Consider the following 15,751-nt stretch of genomic DNA (forward strand, 5'->3'; position numbering starts at 1 on the left):
CCCCAAGGAGAGGGGAGCTAATTCCGGAGTCCTATGAGCTGGCTTGAAAAACTGCTACCCGCCAAGATCGCACAAACCGACCCTGCCGAGCGCCGCCAGGTGCCCGAGGGCCTGTGGATCAAATGCCCGGCCTGCGAGACGGTGCTCTACAAGACCGATCTGGAACACAACCAGAACGTCTGCCCGAGCTGCAGCCACCACCACCGCATCGGCGCCCGCCCGCGGCTGGATGCTTTCCTCGATGCCGAGGGACGCTACGAAGTCGGCCAGGAAGTGCTCCCGGTCGACGCCCTCAAGTTCAAGGACAGCCGCAAGTACCCCGAGCGGCTCAAGGAAGCGCTGGAGAACACCGGCGAGACCGATGCACTGGTCGTCATGGGCGGTTCGGTGCACAGCATCAACGTGGTCGTGGCCTGCTTCGAGTTCGAATTCATGGGCGGCAGCATGGGCAGCGTGGTCGGCGAGCGTTTCGTGCGCGGCGTCGAGACTGCCATCGAGCAGAAAGTGCCGTTCATCTGCTTCACCGCGACCGGCGGCGCGCGCATGCAGGAGGGCCTGCTCTCGCTCATGCAAATGGCCAAGACCAACGCCGCGCTCACGCGCCTGGCGAAGAAGGGCCTGCCCTACATCAGCGTGCTGACCGACCCGACCATGGGCGGCGTGAGCGCCGGCTTCGCCTTCGTGGGCGACGTGGTCATTGCCGAACCCAAGGCGCTGATCGGCTTTGCCGGCCCCCGCGTGATCGAGTCGACCGTGCGCGTGACCCTGCCGGAAGGCTTCCAGCGCGCCGAGTTCCTGCAGACCAAGGGCGCGATCGACTTCATCAGCGACCGCCGCGAACTGCGCAAGACGATTGCGAGCACGCTGGCAATGCTGCTGCGCCAGCCGGCCGACGCAGTGAGCTGAGCAAGCCACACGCAACAAGCCGACGAAAGAAGGGCCCGGGGTGCAATGCACACCGGGCCCTTTTTCTGGCGGCGCCTCGCCTCAGAAGGTCAATCGATAGGCGAATACCAGCAGATTGCTCAGCACGATCGCGATCACTTGCAGCACCACGATGGCGGCCAGCGGCGACAGGTCCACGCCGCCGATCAGCGGAATGAAGCGGCGGAACGGGCGCACCAGCGGTTCGGCCAGCCGGGAGATCAGGTCCAGCAGCATCGGCGATGCGCTTGGAATCCATGACAGCACGGCATAGACCACCAGCAACGCGGTCAGCCCTGAAACCGCGAGCTGCAGTAAACCCACCAGCGACACCAGCGGCAGGGTGACGATGCGCCCCAGGTTGCCGATCAGCAACCACAGCAGCAGGAACTTCACCATCACCAGCAGCCAGGCGGCGATCAGACTCGACAGGTCCCAGCGCTTGACCGTCGGCACGATGCGCCGCAGCGGCAGCACGATCCAGTCGGTGACTGCGAACACGAAGCGCCCGAGCGGATTGCCGAACGGCACCCGGTGGTACTGCATGTAAAGGCGCAGCAGGCAGGCGCCGCCGAGCAGGCCGACGATCACGTCGAGGAGAAAAGAAGGAATCTGGTAGAGCATGGGGCGCGGTCGTGAGCGGAATGCGATGATAGCCATGCAAGGTTTTTTGATGACGACACAGCCCCTTCTGCATTCACTGCCATTGTTCCCGCTCGGTACGGTCCTGTTCCCGGACGGCCTGCTTCCTTTGCGCATCTTCGAGGTGCGCTACCTGGACATGATCGGCAAATGCCGCAAGGCCGACGCGCCCTTCGGCGTGGTCAGCCTCACGCACGGCAGCGAGGTACGCAAGGCCGGCGCCGACGCGGAGGGCTTCGCCGCCGTCGGCACGCTGGCCGTCATTCGCGAGTTCGAGTCGCCGCAGAGCGGCCTGCTCCAGATCGAATGCGTCGGTACGCAGCGCTTTCGCGTTCGCAGCACCGAACTGCAGAAGTACGGCCTGTGGGTCGCCGAGGTGGAAGCCGTGCTCGACGACGTCACGCTCGAGATCCCCGACGACCTGCAGCACACCGCCACTGCCTTGCGGCGCCTGGTCGAGACGCTCGAAGAACGCCGCCGCGCGCAAGGCGCGGAGACCGGGCGACTGCCCATCGGCGAGCCCTACCGCTTCAACGACTGCGGCTGGGTGGCCAACCGCTGGTGCGAGCTGGTGCCGATGCAGCTCGAGCTGCGGCAACGGATGATGGAGCTCGACAGCCCGCTGATGCGGCTCGAGCTGGTCAGCGATCTGCTGGCGCGCACGGGCATCACTGAATAGTTCGCTATATTTTCCGTAGCATATCCCACAGGATTGGCGGGCGCTGCGAGCCGCTTTCACTCGGACCTGATCGGCTAAAATGCCGGGCTCGCGCACGCTTCGTTGCGCATCACCCGCTCCTCATGTCCGATCACCTGACTCCTCCCATTCCTACGCCCGCCGTGGCGCCTGCCGCAGCCCCTGCCGTCGATGACAACAAGCTCATCGCCGAACGCCGCGAAAAGCTCAAGCTGCTGCGTGCCGCGCAGGTCGAGGGCAAGGGCGTCGCGTTCCCCAATGACTTCAAGCCGGGCCATCGCGCCGCGTCGCTCGTTGCGGCGCATGACTCGGTCGAAGCCGAAGCGCTCGAGGCACAGGCCATTCCCGTCAGCGTGGCGGGCCGGATGATGCTCAAACGCGTGATGGGCAAGGCCAGCTTCGCAACGCTGCAGGACGCCACGGGCCGCATCCAGCTCTACGTCACGCGCGATGCCGTCGGCGAAGAAGCCTATGCCGAATTCAAGCGCTGGGACCTGGGCGACATCCTGGGTGCCGAAGGCACGTTGATGAAGACCAAGACCGGCGAACTGTCGGTCAAGGTGACGAAGCTGCGCCTCCTTACCAAGAGCCTGCGCCCCCTGCCCGGCGACTTCTACGGCATGGCCGACCAGGAGCAGAAGTACCGCCAGCGCTACGTCGACCTGATCACCGACGAATCGGCCCGCGTGCGCTTCACCGCGCGCAGCAAGGCAGTGAGCGCGTTGCGCGAGTTCATGGTCGCCAACGACTTCCTCGAAGTCGAAACGCCCATGCTGCACCCCATCCCGGGTGGCGCGAACGCCAAGCCCTTCAAGACGCACCACAACGCGCTCGACCAGGAGATGTTCCTGCGCATCGCGCCCGAGCTGTACTTGAAGCGCCTGATCGTCGGCGGCTTCGAGCGCGTGTTCGAAATCAACCGGAGCTACCGCAACGAGGGCATCTCGGTGCGGCACAACCCTGAGTTCACGATGATGGAGTTCTACGCGGCCTACTGGAACTACCGCGACCTGATGGACTTCACCGAGACGCTGATCCGCACCATCGCCGACAAGGCCGTGGGCACGCAACAGCTCACCTACGGCGGCAAGTCCGTCGATCTGACCCTGCCCTTCGAGCGCCTGACGATCCGCGAAGCCATCCTCAAGCACACCGAAGCCGGCGATGGCGTGGACGACACCGCCTGGCTCATCAACGCCCTGCGCAAGCTGGGCCTGAGCGAAGAAAAAGACAAGCTCTCGCAGCGCAGCCTCGCGAGCCTGCAGGTGATGTACTTCGAAGAGACCGTGGAAGAGAAGCTCTGGCAGCCGACCTTCATCATGGAGCACCCGACCGAAATCTCGCCGCTGGCGCGCGCCAACGACGAGCGCCCCGAGGTCACCGAGCGCTTCGAGCTGTACATCACGGGCCGCGAATTCGGCAACGGCTTCAGCGAGCTGAACGACGCCGAAGACCAGGCCGCGCGCTTCAACGCGCAGGTGGCCGCCAAGGACAGCGGCGACGACGAAGCCATGTTCTACGACCACGACTTCGTGCGCGCGCTCGAATACGGCATGCCGCCCACCGGCGGCTGCGGCATCGGCATCGACCGGTTGATGATGCTGCTGACGGATTCGCCGAGCATTCGCGACGTGATTCTGTTCCCGGCCTTGCGGCGTGAAGGCTGAGCGTCGCATGCCCGCGTTGACCGTCGTCCTGCCCACCTACAACGGCGAGCGCTACCTGGCGGAAACCATCGAGGCCATCTTGGGGCAAAGCTTCGAGGACTTCGAGTTGTTGGTGCTCGACGACGGCAGCACCGACGGTTCGCTGGACATCGCGCACGGCTTCCGCGATGCGCGCGTCAAGGTCCATCGCAACGACTTGAACCTGGGCCTGCCGACCAACATGAACATCGGCGTGGCCAGGGCACGCGGCCCGTTCCTGGCTCGGGTGGACCAGGACGACCTGCCGCGTGCCGACCGGTTCGCGCAGCAGATCGAGTTCCTGCGGGCGCACGAAGACATCACGGTTGTCGGCTCGCAGGTCGAGCATTTCGGAGCGATGGAAGTCTCCGTCAGCGAGATGCCCTTGACCGACGACAAGATCAAAGCGCGCTTCGTGTCCGGGGTCAGCTATTTCGCGAACCAGGCGTCGATGGGCCGCGTGGGTTTCTACCGCCAGCACCGCCTGCAGTTCGACGCAAACCTCTACGTCATGGACGACCTGGGATTCTGGTTCGATTGCATGCTCGCCGGCGCGAAATTCGCCAACATCGCCGAGCCGCTGACCCGGTACCGTGTGCACCACGAGATGACGTCGATGAACATCGACACCGCGCGCATCGATCGGGCCAAAGACCGCCTGTACCGCCGCCTGTTGCCGATGTATTTCCCCGCCCTCGATGGCGCCTCATGCGAGCGTCTGATGACGCTCCACCACATGCATCGCCCGCGCGGCTGGCCGCTCGAAGACATGGTGGCACTCCACGCCGCGGCCGGCCTGGCCGTCTCGCACGTGAATTGCCGCTGGGGACAATGCGCGCACGAAAGCCGCGAAGCACTGCTGATGAAGCTCAATGGCGCACGCGCCCTCTCGGCCGAAGCCGGCTTCATCGAACCCGCCCAGTTCGCGGTGCTGGATGAAATTTTCCGCACCGCCAGTGCCGGCCAATCCCTCGCACAGGAGACCGACCGATGACCCCGCTTCCCGCCAACCCGCCCTCCGGGGCCGAAATCAACGCCCAACTCGAGCTCTTCCAGATCTTCAATGAGGGCACCTACCTGTCGGTCAAGCACGACTCGTACTTCCAAGTCTACGAGGAACTCCTGCGGCCCTACGTGGGCAAGCCGATCACCTTCGTCGAGGTGGGCATCTTCCACGGGGGTTCGCTCTTCATGTGGCGCAAGTTCCTCGGACCCGAAGCACGCATCATCGGGATCGATCTGAACCCCGACGCGAAGCGCTGGGAGGCGCACGGCTTCGAGATTCACATCGGCGACCAGGCAGACCCGGCATTCTGGGACCGGTTCTACGCACAGGTCGGGCCGGTCGACGTGCTGCTGGACGATGGCGGCCACATGAACCACCAGCAGATCGTGACGACGGACAAGGCGATCGACCACCTGAACGACGGGGGCCTGCTGATCGTGGAGGACGTTCACGCCAGCTACCTGAGCGAGTTCCACAACCCTTCCGAGTATTCGTTCATCAACTTCGCCAGGAAGATGGTCGACTCGATCAACGCGCGGTTTCCGGCCGTGCAATACGTCGGAAAGAACTACGGTCGGCGCGTCTACTCGACCGCGTTCTACGAGTCCATCGTGGCCTTCCGGATCGACTCGCGTCGATGCTTCAGCAGCAGTTGGAGCACCAACAACGGCATCCAGAACGATGCACGCGATTTCCGCCACGACGGCGTCGTGAAGAACGCCGTCTTTTGAGGCCCGTGCACGACCGGACAGCGTCCGCCATCGGCATCGACTTCGGTACCTCCAATTCGGCGGTCGCCTGCGTGGTCGACGGTACGGCGCGCCTGTTGCCGATTGAAGGCAGCGCGACCACCTTGCCCACGGCCGTCTTCTTCAACGCGGAAGACCGCAAGACGCACTTCGGCCGCGAGGCGATAGCGCTTTATCTTGCCGGCACCGAGGGCAGGCTCATGCGCTCGCTCAAGAGCCTGCTGGGCAGCGCGCTCATGCAGGAGCAGACAGCGATCTACGACGGCCTGGTGAGCTTCGAAGACATCATCGCGCGCTTCCTGCACGAGCTGGGCACGCGCGCCGAGCGCGAGCTCGGCCAGCGCCCGGAACGCGTGGTGATTGGCCGCCCGGTGCACTTCGTGGACGACGACAGCAAGCGCGACCAGCGCGCCGAGCAAAGCCTGCGCCACGCCGCACGCGCCGCGGGCTTTCGCGACGTCGCGTTCCAGCTCGAACCCATCGCCGCCGCCTTCGACTACGAGCAGCGCGTGACGAAAGAGTCGCTCATCCTCATCGTCGACATCGGCGGCGGCACCTCCGACTTCACGGTGGTGCGGGTTGGCCCTGAACGCGCAGCGCATGCCGAGCGCGACGACGACGTGCTCGCGACCACCGGCGTGCACATCGGCGGCACCGACTTCGACCAGCGACTCAACCTGGACCGCGTGATGCCGCTGTTCGGCTTTCGTCATACCGGTGCCCAGGGCCGCGAGGTGCCGAGCAAGGTGTTCTTCGAGCTGTCGTCCTGGCACCTGATCAACTGGCTCTATGCGCCGAAGGCAGTCCGCCAGGCGCAGGAGCTGCGCACCAACTACGGCGACACGCGCCTGCACAACCGGCTGATGCTGGTGCTGGAAGAGCGCTACGGCCACCGCCTGGCAAGCGAGGTCGAGCAGATGAAGATCGACAGCTCCGTCACCGATGCGCCGGCGTCCATCGACCTGTCGTACATCGAAGCGACGCTCGCGGCGTCGATGTCGCCGGCCGATATGGCACAGCAGCTCGCGCCGTTGCTCGACAACGTGGTGGCCTGCGCCCATGCCTGCGTGAAGCGCGCCGGGCTGCGCAGCAGCGACCTCGACGCGGTCTATCTCACAGGTGGCTCATCGGCCCTGCGCCCGTTCCAGCAGGCGCTGCGCAAGAGCTTCGCCGGCGTGCCGCTGGTCGAGGGCGACCTGTTCGGGGGCGTGGCGGCGGGCCTGGCCTGCGCGGCGAGGTTCCGTTGAGGTACCTGAGCGGCTATGCGCCGACGCTGCAGGCGCAGGTGCAACAGCTCATCGACCAAGACCGGCTGGCGCCGCTCCTGAAGGGCCGCTACCCCGACCTGCACGAGGTGCGGACCGACCGAGCGCTCTACGACTACGTGGGCGGGCTGAAGAGCGAATTCATGCGCAACGCGCCGCCGCTTGCCAAGGTGATGTTCGACAACAAGCTGCATGTGATCCGCAACGCGCTGGGCACGCACACCACGGTGTCGCGCGTGCAGGGTGGCAAGCTCAAGGCCAAGCGCGAAATGCGGGTTGCCAGCCTGTTCAAGCACGTGCCCGAGGGGTGGCTGCGCATGATCGTCGTGCACGAGCTCGCGCACATGAAAGAGCGCGACCACGACAAGGCGTTTTACGCGCTGTGCACGCACATGGAGCCGGACTACCACCGGCTCGAACTGGACCTGCGCCTCTACCTCACGCACCTGGAGAACGGCGGCGCGCCCCTGTGGAAACAGGCCTGAAAAGCCTGTCTGGCAGACGTTGGACGCTATAAATTCACTAGCGACGAGATGGCATTGCGGTAGGCAGCGGTTTTCAGCAGCGCGTCCCACGGCAGCGCTGGCGTGGCCGGAATGAGCGCCCGCCGGCGCGCCTCGCTTGCCGCCACCGGCTTCCACCGGCCACGGCGCTTCGCCTGGGCAAAGCCGCTCAGCAACTCGTCGAGCGGCGCACCCTCGCCCACGCTCTGGTTGCACAGGAGCGCGAGGTCGCAGCCCGCGTCGAGCGCCGCCAGCGCCGCGTCTGTGTAGCTCAGCGAACGGCCGTCGATGCGACGGGCAGCCTCCATGCTGAGGTCGTCGCTGAACACCGCGCCGTCGAACGCGAGCCGCGTGCGCAGCACGTCCTGCAGCCATCTTGCCGAAAAGCCCGCGGGGCGTACGTCGACCTTTGGGTAGATCACATGCGCCGGCATGACAGCGCTCAGTGTGTTGGCGAGCCACCGGAAAGGCTGCGCATCGTCGGCGAGGATCGCCTTGAGGCTGCGCCGGTCGATGGGAATGGCAACGTGCGAATCCGCCTTCACGAAGCCATGCCCCGGAAAGTGCTTGCCGCAGCAGCCCATGCCGGCGAGCAGCAAGCCGTGCATCAAGCTTTTGGCGAGAAGCGCAACGACGCGCGGGTCACGGTGGAAGCTGCGGTCGCCGATGACGCTGCTTTCGCCGTGATCGAGGTCCAGCACAGGGGTGAAGCTGAAGTCGACGCCGCAGGCGCGCAGTTCCGATGCGAGCACAAAGCCGCAGGCGGTCGCGACCTGCGTGGCGTGCAGCGGGTCGTCCATCCACAGCTCACCCAACGTACGCATCGACGGCAGCCGCGTGAAGCCATCCGTGCGAAAGCGCTGCACGCGTCCGCCCTCATGGTCGACGCTGATCAGCAAGTCGGGCCGGATCGCTTTGATCTCGGCATTCAGCGCGGTGAGCTGTGCGCTGTCTTGCCAGTTGCGCGCAAAGTGGATGACGCCACCGACGAGCGGATCGGCCAGGCGCCGGCGGTCGGCCGCGGTCAGTTCGGCGCCGGCCACATCGATGATGAGCGGGCTGTGTTCGGGACGGCTCATGCTTTCTCGACCACGACGAAGCTCGCGGCGTATTCGGTTTCGTCGGTCACGGTCACGTGGGCGGTAAGGCCTTTCGCCTCGAACCACTCCTTGAGCTCGCCGTGCAGCACGATCACCGGCTTGCCGCTACGCAGGTTGGCGATCTCGCACAGGCGCCAGGTCATCGGCATGCGCATGCCCAGGCCGATGGCCTTGCTGAAGGCCTCCTTGGCGGAAAAGCGTGTGGCGAGGTAGCTCAGGCCGCGCTTGGGCCAGCGCGCGCTGCGGGCCTGCCAGACTGCGAACTCGGCATCGCTCAATACCTTGCGCGCGAAGCGCTCGCCCTGGCGCTCGAAGGTCGCGGCGATGCGACGCAGGTCGCAGATGTCGGTGCCGATGCCGTAGATCATGCAGCCCGGGCCTGTTGCGCCTCGGTAATGCAGCGCAGGTATTCGCGCGTCGTGGCGGTGTAGCCGAGCTCGAGTGCATCGGCGACGAAGGCGTGGCCGATCGAGACCTCGTGGACGCCGCGCACGGCGCTCAGGAATGCGGTCAGGTTGTCGCGGCTCAGGTCGTGGCCGGCGTTGACGCCCAGGCCCGCAGCCTGAGCCGCCCGTGCCGATTCGACATAGCGCGCGAGCACGGCCGCCTCGTCGGCGGTGCCCCGCGATGCGGCATAGCCTTCGGTATAGAGTTCGACCCGGTCCGCGCCCACGGCCTTGACCGCGGCCATCATCTCGGGGATGGGGTCCATGAACAGGCTGACGCGCACGCCCAAGGCCTTGGCTTCGGCAATCAGCGGACGCAGGCGCTCGGCGTCGTCGGGAAAGCTCCAGCCGTGGTCGCTGGTCGACTGCGATTCGCTGTCGGGCACGAAGGTGGCCTGATGCGGCCGCAGCTCGCGCACGAAGTCCATCAGGTTGTGGAAGGGGTTGCCTTCGATGTTGAACTCGATGCCGGGCCAGTCCTTGGCGAGCAGTGCAGAAAGGTCGCTCACGTCGTGCGCGCGGATGTGGCGCGCGTCGGGACGGGGGTGCACGGTGATCCCTTGGGCACCGGCGGCTAAGCAGGCATTGGCGGCCGTCAGCACGCTCGGAATGCCCAAGTGGCGCGTGTTGCGAACCAAAGCCACCTTGTTGAGGTTGACCGAGAGCGAGGTGGTGCCGGTATTGCCTGGAGTGCTCATAGTGCTTGCAGATCTCTCATCATTTGCCGCGTGCGCAGCGTGGACACGCCGCAATGGTAGTTGAGCAAGGCGCGCAGCTGGTTGCGCAAGGCGCTGTTGCTGCCGGCGTTCATGGTGGCGATCTCGCGCAGGGTCGCGGTGAAGGGGGCGCGGTCGTCGAGCACCGATTGCAGGGCCTGCCAATCGGCGCCCGGCAGCGCGGCTTCGCCCTCCACTGCTGCCGATCGCAACCCGGCTTCGGCCGCCAGGCTGTAGCGCACTTGCGCAGCCAGCGGCTCCAGGGTCAGCGTCTGGGCATCGAGCGAGGGCAAGAGGCCGACTTCGCGCAGCAGAATCAATTCGAAGGCACGCAACGCGGCAGCCTGGGTGGCCGCCTGCGCCCCGGCGTGATCGCCGGCCAGCACCTGCACCACGCCGGCATAGGCGTCGAACAGGGCTTCGTGCGGATCGTCCCGCGCCAGCAGGCGCAGCAGCAGTTCGTTGACGTAGTAGCCCGAGAGCAGCGCTTCGCCGGTCGGCATGACGTGGCCGCCCATCCATTCGGCGCCCTTGAGCGTTCGGATCTCGGCATCGCCGCCATAGTTGAGCTGCAAGGGCTGCAGCGGCAACAGCACAGGCCGAAAGTTGGAGCTGGGCCGCTTCGCCCCCTTGGCCACCAGCGCGATGCGCCCGTGGTGCCGGGTGAAGACCTCCAGGATCAGGCTCGACTCGCTCCAGTCGTAGCGATGGAGCACGTACGCCGGTTCATGCGAAACGCGGTGGGCAGCGGCCACTTCATTCGTAGCCGAAGGAGCGCACGCGCGCCTCGTCGTCGGCCCAGCCGGAACGCACCTTGACCCACAGTTCGAGGAACACCTTGGCGTCGGCCAGCTTCTCGAGCTCGACGCGCGTTTCCATGCCGATGCGCTTGATGCGCTCGCCCTTGTCGCCGATCACCATGGCCTTGTGGCCGTCGCGCTCGACCACGATGGTGGCGGCGATGCGCAGCAGGCGCTTCTGGCCTTTTTTCTGGGGCGGCTCTTCCTCGAACTTGTCGATGATGACGGTCGAGGTGTAGGGCAGCTCGTCGCCGGTCAGGCGGAACAGCTTTTCGCGCACCAGTTCGCCGGCGAGGAATTTTTCGCTGCGGTCGGTGAGCTCATCCTCGGCATAGAACCAGGGTTGCTCGGGCAGGTATTTCTCGCAGATGCCGAAGAGGCGTTCGACGTCCTTGGCGTTCTTGGCCGACATCGGTACGAACTCGGCGAAGGCGTGCTTGGCCTGCATGGTCCGCAGCCACGGAGCGATGTCGCCTCGGCGGTGCACGTTGTCCAGCTTGTTGGCCAGCAGCACGGTCGGAATGCCCTTGCCCAGCAGCTTGAGCACCCGCTCGTCTGCGGGCGTGAAACTGCCGGCCTCGACCACGAACAGGATCAGGTCCACGTCGCCCACCGCGCCCTGCACGGTCTTGTTGAGCGACTTGTTCAGGGCATTGGCGTGCAGGGTCTGGAAGCCCGGCGTGTCGACGAACACGAACTGCGTTCCTCCGCCCTCCGGGGTGCCCAGCGTGCGCATGCCGGTGATGCGGTGCCGCGTGGTCTGCGCCTTGCGCGAGGTGATGCTGATCTTCTGGCCGACCAGCGCGTTGAGCAGCGTCGACTTGCCCACGTTGGGCTTGCCGACGATGGCGATGAGACCGCAGTGCTGCGGCCCGCTGGCGGCGTCCGCGTTGCTTGCGGCGTCCGGGGTTTCAGAGTCTGGAAGGGTAGCGTCGTTCATTGTGATTTCACGCGGCACCGCGTGCCTTGAGCCGGATCAGCATGGCGGCCGCGGCGGCCTGCTCGCCGGCGCGGCGCGAGCCGCCGATGCCGCGTTCGCGAAAGCCCAACTCGGACACCTCGCACTCGACATCGAAAGTCTGCTTGTGCGCTGCACCCAGCGTTGCCGCCACGCGGTACATCGGCAGCTTCATTTTGTGGCCCTGCAGCCATTCCTGCAATTCGGTTTTCGGGTCCTTGGCGGCCGCGTCCATGCGCGGGTTGATTTCGACCGATTCGTAGAGCCGGTGCACCAGCGCCTGTGCGGCCGCGAACCCGGCGTCCAGGTAGACCGCGCCGATCAGCGCCTCGAGCGCATCGGCCAGGATCGACGGCCGGCCGGGTCCGCCGGACCGCGCCTCGCCTTCGCCGAGCTTGAGCAACGGCGACAGTTGCAGCTCGAGCGCCAGCCGGTGCAGGGTGTCCTGCTTGACCAGGTTGGCGCGCACGCGCGACAGGTCGCCCTCGGGCAATTCCGAAAGGCGGATGTACAGCAGGTGCGAGACGGCCAGATTCAGCACCGAGTCGCCCAGAAACTCCAGGCGCTCGTTGTGGTCGGCCGAAAAACTGCGGTGCGTGAGCGCGAGTTGCAGGAGCCGCGCGTCGGCGAACGAATGCTTGAGGCGCGCCTGCAGCGCGACGAGGCTGCCGTCCACCTTTTTGAGCGCCGCGTTCAGCGGGTCTCGCCCTTGTATTTGAGCGTGAGGTAGGCCGGGCCGAACAAGGGGATCTCGCGCTCGTAGGCATACGACACGACGACCTTGTCGCCGACCTTCTTGATCTCCAGGTCCTTGCCGGAAACCGACTGGAAGTCGTCGATGGCCTGGGCGCGATCGAAGATGGCGCGCACTTCCGGCACGGTCGTGCCTTCCTTGGCCTTGTTGGCAGCCTTGTCGATGGCTTGCCATTCGATCAAGGTGGGAACGACCTGCGCAGCGACCACGCCGACGCAGCCGATCACTACTGCGAGAAAGAGCAGGCCCATGAAAGAAATGCCGCGCTGATTTGCGGCCCTGCTACGAATAGACCGGTTTGTTTTCATGCCCTCTTAACCCTCGAACGTGTTGGATTGCTTATTGAAACGGACCGATGCGACCGAAATCGCCGAAGTTCATCCAGACGAAAAATGCCCTGCCCACGATATTTTTGTCGGGCACGAAGCCCCAGAAGCGGGAGTCCGCCGAATTATCGCGGTTGTCGCCCATCATGAAATAGTTGCCAGCCGGCACCTTGCACACCACCCCTTCGACGGAGTAGCGGCAGTTCTCGCGAAAGGGAAAGTCGCTGGCGCCCGGCACGAAGGAAGGTGCGCTTTCGTCGTTCAGGATCTTGTGCTGCTTCTCGCCGAGCTTCTCGTCGAACTCCTTGAGCAGGCGCATCGACTCGCCGTCCAGGTAGTCGGGCGCCGGGTCCTTGGACACCGGCTGGCCGTTGATGGTGAGCTTCTTGTTCAGGTAGGCCACTTCGTCGCCCGGGATGCCGACCACGCGCTTGATGTAGTCCATGCTCGGCTTGGGCGGGTAGCGAAACACCACCACGTCGCCACGCGCGAGCGGCGTGCCCTCGGTGATCTTGGCGTTGATGACCGGCAGGCGCAGGCCGTAGGTGAACTTGTTGACCAGGATCAGGTCGCCGGTCAGCAGCGTGGGCATCATCGAACCCGACGGGATCTTGAAGGGCTCGTAGAGAAACGAGCGCAGCAGGAACACCACCAGGATCACGGGGAACAGGCCGGCCGTCCAGTCCAGCCACCAGGGCTGCATCAGCAGGCGCTCGCTGGCCTTGGTGTCGGCGGTGTCGACCTGCGTGATGCCCTGGTCGGCCAGCCGCGCATTGCGCTCGGCCATCGAGGCTTCGAGCCGGGCGGCAGCCGCTTCGCGTTTCGGCAGGAAATAGAAGCGCTCGGCCAGCCAGTAGAGACCGGTGACCACCGTGGCCACGAACAGTAGCAATGCGAAGTTGCCTTCGAGCGCGCCGAAATACCAGGCGCCGACATAGCTGGCAAATGCCGCAAGGACCAGGGAAGTGATGAGTGCCATTTTCTTGATCAGTCTTCGACTTGCAGAATCGCCAGGAAGGCCTCTTGCGGAACCTCGACGGAACCGATCTGCTTCATTCTTTTCTTGCCCGCTTTCTGCTTCTCGAGCAGCTTCTTCTTGCGGGTGATGTCGCCGCCATAGCACTTGGCCAGCACGTTCTTGCGGAGGGCCTTGATTGTCTCACGCGCAATGATGTTGACCCCGATGGCGGCCTGGATCGCAACGTCGAACATCTGGCGCGAAATGATCTCGCGCATCTTCGAGACCACCGCCCGGCCGCGGTACTGCGACTGAGTGCGGTGCACGATGATGGACAGCGCATCGACCTTCTCGCCGTTCAGCAGGATGTCGACCTTGACCACGTCCGAGGCGCGGTACTCCTTGAACTCGTAGTCCATGGAGGCGTAACCCCGGCTGACCGACTTGAGCTTGTCGAAGAAGTCGAGCACGATCTCGCCCAGCGGCATCTCGTAGGTCAGCATGACCTGGCGGCCGTGGTAGGCCATGTTCATCTGCACGCCGCGCTTCTGGTTGGCCAGCGTCATGACGGCGCCGACGTATTCCTGCGGCATGTAGAGATGCACGGTCACGATCGGCTCGCGGATCTCGCTCATCTTGCCGACGTCGGGCATCTTGGACGGGTTCTCGACCATGATGACTTCGCCGTCGTTGCGCACCACCTGGTAGACCACGCTGGGCGCGGTCGTGATCAGGTCCTGGTCGAACTCGCGCTCGAGGCGCTCCTGCACGATCTCCATGTGCAGGAGGCCGAGGAAACCGCATCGGAAGCCGAAGCCCAGCGCCTGGCTCACCTCGGGCTCGTAGCGCAGCGACGAATCGTTGAGCTTGAGCTTTTCGAGCGCGTCGCGCAGCGAGTCGTACTCGCTGGCTTCGGTCGGGTAGAGGCCGGCGAACACCTGCGGCTGGATTTCCTTGAAGCCCGGCAGCGCCTCGGTGGCAGTGGCGGCCGCGCCGCCGGTGCCCGGCTTGATCAGCGTCACCGTGTCGCCGACCTTGGCGGCCTGCAGCTCCTTGATGCCCGCGATGATGTAGCCCACCTCGCCGGCTTCCAGCGAGGGGCGTGGCTCATTGGCAGGCGTGAACACGCCGATGTTGTCGGCGTTGTACATGGCGCCGGACGCCATCATCTTGATGCGCTCGCCCTTCACCAACCGGCCGTCGACCACGCGCACCAGCATGACGACGCCAACGTAGGCGTCGAACCAGCTGTCCACGATCATCGCGCGCAGCGGACCGTCGGGGTTGCCGCGCGGCGCGGGCATCTTGTTGACGACGGCTTCGAGGATCTCGTCGATGCCCATGCCGGTCTTGGCGGAACATGGAATCGCATCGGTCGCATCGATGCCGATCACGTCTTCGATTTCGGTGCGCGCGTTGTCGGGATCGGCGTTCGGCAAATCCATCTTGTTGAGCACCGGCACCACCTCGACACCGAGGTCGAGCGCGGTGTAGCAGTTGGCCACCGTCTGCGCTTCGACGCCTTGCGATGCATCGACGACAAGCAGCGCGCCTTCGCATGCCGACAGCGAGCGACTCACTTCATAAGAGAAGTCGACGTGGCCCGGTGTGTCGATCAAGTTGAGGTTGTAGACCTTGCCGTCGAGTGCCTTGTAGTGCAACGCGGCGGTCTGCGCCTTGATGGTTATCCCACGCTCTTTTTCGATGTCCATCGAATCGAGTACCTGCGCTTCCATCTCGCGTTCTGCGAGGCCGCCGCAACGCTGGATCAAACGATCAGCGAGTGTCGACTTGCCGTGATCGATGTGCGCAATGATCGAAAAATTTCTGATGTGATTCATCAACGGGAACGCTTAAGTACTTGAATTGGCTCGTGCCCAGCAGAGAGCAGGCAAGAAAAAAGGGCGCGTCTTCTGGAGACGCGCCCTGAACCAACAAGCAATGGCAACTGCAGTAGTTGGAACTTCATTGTAGGCAAAAAGGGAGGCACGTACATCCGGGAACAGGGTCCAAAGGGCTCGTTGCGGGTCCACAACATCAAAGATATAAACAGGTTATCAACAAGATCGGTGGAGCAGTCTATGAACAACTTGTGGGCGATCTGTGGAGCACCGGTGGACTGCTGTCTGACATCTCGCATGGTGAAGGTCATTGCACTCCTTATGCGCTGACCGGCCGCCGCGAGCACTCTATTCTACCGAAATCCGTCCTTAGCATTTCAA

Annotated in this window: 17 protein-coding genes; 7 read left to right on the forward strand and 10 right to left on the reverse strand. The window is 64.7% G+C overall.

Annotation, left to right across the window (positions count from 1 at the left end; translation table 11 throughout):
* Window positions 1–33 precede the first annotated feature (33 nt).
* Window positions 34–906, forward strand: coding sequence for an acetyl-CoA carboxylase, carboxyltransferase subunit beta (accD, locus tag ABIC90_RS22505; RefSeq protein ID WP_354358043.1), 873 nt, complete (start codon window positions 34–36; stop codon window positions 904–906).
* An 81-nt stretch (window positions 907–987) separates the two neighbouring features.
* On the opposite strand, the gene ABIC90_RS22510 is transcribed toward accD, so the two are convergent.
* Window positions 988–1,548, reverse strand: coding sequence for a YggT family protein (locus tag ABIC90_RS22510; RefSeq protein ID WP_354358194.1), 561 nt, complete (start codon window positions 1,546–1,548; stop codon window positions 988–990).
* Window positions 1,549–1,597: 49 nt separating this feature from the next.
* Here ABIC90_RS22510 and ABIC90_RS22515 point away from each other — a divergent pair, with 49 nt between their 5' ends.
* The 6 genes from ABIC90_RS22515 (at window position 1,598) to ABIC90_RS22540 (ending at window position 7,453) form a co-directional block, all read left to right on the forward strand.
* Window positions 1,598–2,245 carry an LON peptidase substrate-binding domain-containing protein gene (locus ABIC90_RS22515; RefSeq protein ID WP_354358045.1) on the forward strand — a complete coding sequence of 216 codons (648 nt, stop codon included), beginning with the start codon at window positions 1,598–1,600 and terminating at the stop codon, window positions 2,243–2,245.
* Window positions 2,246–2,367: 122 nt separating this feature from the next.
* Window positions 2,368–3,930, forward strand: a complete 1,563-nt coding sequence (lysS, locus tag ABIC90_RS22520) for a lysine--tRNA ligase (RefSeq protein WP_354358047.1) — start codon at window positions 2,368–2,370, stop codon at window positions 3,928–3,930.
* A gap of 7 nt (window positions 3,931–3,937) precedes the next feature.
* The gene (locus tag ABIC90_RS22525; protein WP_354358049.1) at window positions 3,938–4,942 is read left to right on the forward strand and encodes a glycosyltransferase family 2 protein; all 1,005 of its coding nucleotides are present in this window, start codon (window positions 3,938–3,940) and stop codon (window positions 4,940–4,942) included.
* On the forward strand, window positions 4,939–5,685 hold the full coding sequence (locus ABIC90_RS22530; protein ID WP_354358051.1) for a class I SAM-dependent methyltransferase: 747 nt from the start codon (window positions 4,939–4,941) through the stop codon (window positions 5,683–5,685). Before ABIC90_RS22525 ends, ABIC90_RS22530 begins: the two co-directional genes overlap by 4 nt.
* Window positions 5,686–5,690: 5 nt before the next feature.
* Entirely contained in the window at window positions 5,691–6,950 is a 1,260-nt protein-coding gene (locus ABIC90_RS22535; RefSeq protein ID WP_354358053.1) for an Hsp70 family protein, read from the forward strand.
* Window positions 6,947–7,453: a M48 metallopeptidase family protein gene (locus ABIC90_RS22540; RefSeq protein ID WP_354358055.1), complete on the forward strand. Its 507-nt coding sequence runs from the start codon at window positions 6,947–6,949 to the stop codon at window positions 7,451–7,453. Before ABIC90_RS22535 ends, ABIC90_RS22540 begins: the two co-directional genes overlap by 4 nt.
* A 26-nt stretch (window positions 7,454–7,479) precedes the next feature.
* Here the strand turns inward: ABIC90_RS22540 and nagZ are convergent, their stop codons facing one another.
* The 9 genes from nagZ to lepA are packed head-to-tail and all read right to left on the reverse strand — an operon-like array spanning window position 7,480 to window position 15,370.
* Window positions 7,480–8,550, reverse strand: coding sequence for a beta-N-acetylhexosaminidase (nagZ, locus tag ABIC90_RS22545; protein ID WP_354358057.1), 1,071 nt, complete (start codon window positions 8,548–8,550; stop codon window positions 7,480–7,482).
* Entirely contained in the window at window positions 8,547–8,939 is a 393-nt protein-coding gene (acpS, locus tag ABIC90_RS22550; protein ID WP_354358059.1) for a holo-ACP synthase, read from the reverse strand. The genes nagZ and acpS overlap by 4 nt, the downstream gene beginning before the upstream one ends.
* On the reverse strand, window positions 8,936–9,715 hold the full coding sequence (locus ABIC90_RS22555; protein WP_354358061.1) for a pyridoxine 5'-phosphate synthase: 780 nt from the start codon (window positions 9,713–9,715) through the stop codon (window positions 8,936–8,938). Before ABIC90_RS22555 ends, acpS begins: the two co-directional genes overlap by 4 nt.
* The gene (recO, locus tag ABIC90_RS22560; RefSeq protein WP_354358063.1) at window positions 9,712–10,488 is read right to left on the reverse strand and encodes a DNA repair protein RecO; all 777 of its coding nucleotides are present in this window, start codon (window positions 10,486–10,488) and stop codon (window positions 9,712–9,714) included. The genes ABIC90_RS22555 and recO overlap by 4 nt, the downstream gene beginning before the upstream one ends.
* Before the next feature lies 1 nt (window position 10,489).
* The gene (era, locus tag ABIC90_RS22565) at window positions 10,490–11,473 is read right to left on the reverse strand and encodes a GTPase Era (protein WP_354358065.1); all 984 of its coding nucleotides are present in this window, start codon (window positions 11,471–11,473) and stop codon (window positions 10,490–10,492) included.
* Window positions 11,474–11,480: 7 nt separating this feature from the next.
* Complete coding sequence (gene rnc, locus ABIC90_RS22570) at window positions 11,481–12,167, reverse strand: ribonuclease III (RefSeq protein ID WP_354358067.1); 687 nt, start codon at window positions 12,165–12,167, stop codon at window positions 11,481–11,483.
* 17 nt (window positions 12,168–12,184) lie between these two features.
* A complete protein-coding gene (locus ABIC90_RS22575) occupies window positions 12,185–12,553 on the reverse strand; it encodes a DUF4845 domain-containing protein (protein WP_354358069.1) in 369 nt (122 codons plus the stop codon).
* A 31-nt stretch (window positions 12,554–12,584) separates the two neighbouring features.
* A complete protein-coding gene (lepB, locus tag ABIC90_RS22580) occupies window positions 12,585–13,550 on the reverse strand; it encodes a signal peptidase I (RefSeq protein WP_354358071.1) in 966 nt (321 codons plus the stop codon).
* Window positions 13,551–13,558: 8 nt separating this feature from the next.
* On the reverse strand, window positions 13,559–15,370 hold the full coding sequence (gene lepA / locus ABIC90_RS22585; protein ID WP_354358073.1) for a translation elongation factor 4: 1,812 nt from the start codon (window positions 15,368–15,370) through the stop codon (window positions 13,559–13,561).
* Window positions 15,371–15,751 lie beyond the last annotated feature (381 nt).

It is taken from the genome of Variovorax boronicumulans (assembly GCF_040544675.1).
Taxonomy (GTDB): domain Bacteria; phylum Pseudomonadota; class Gammaproteobacteria; order Burkholderiales; family Burkholderiaceae_C; genus Variovorax; species Variovorax boronicumulans_D.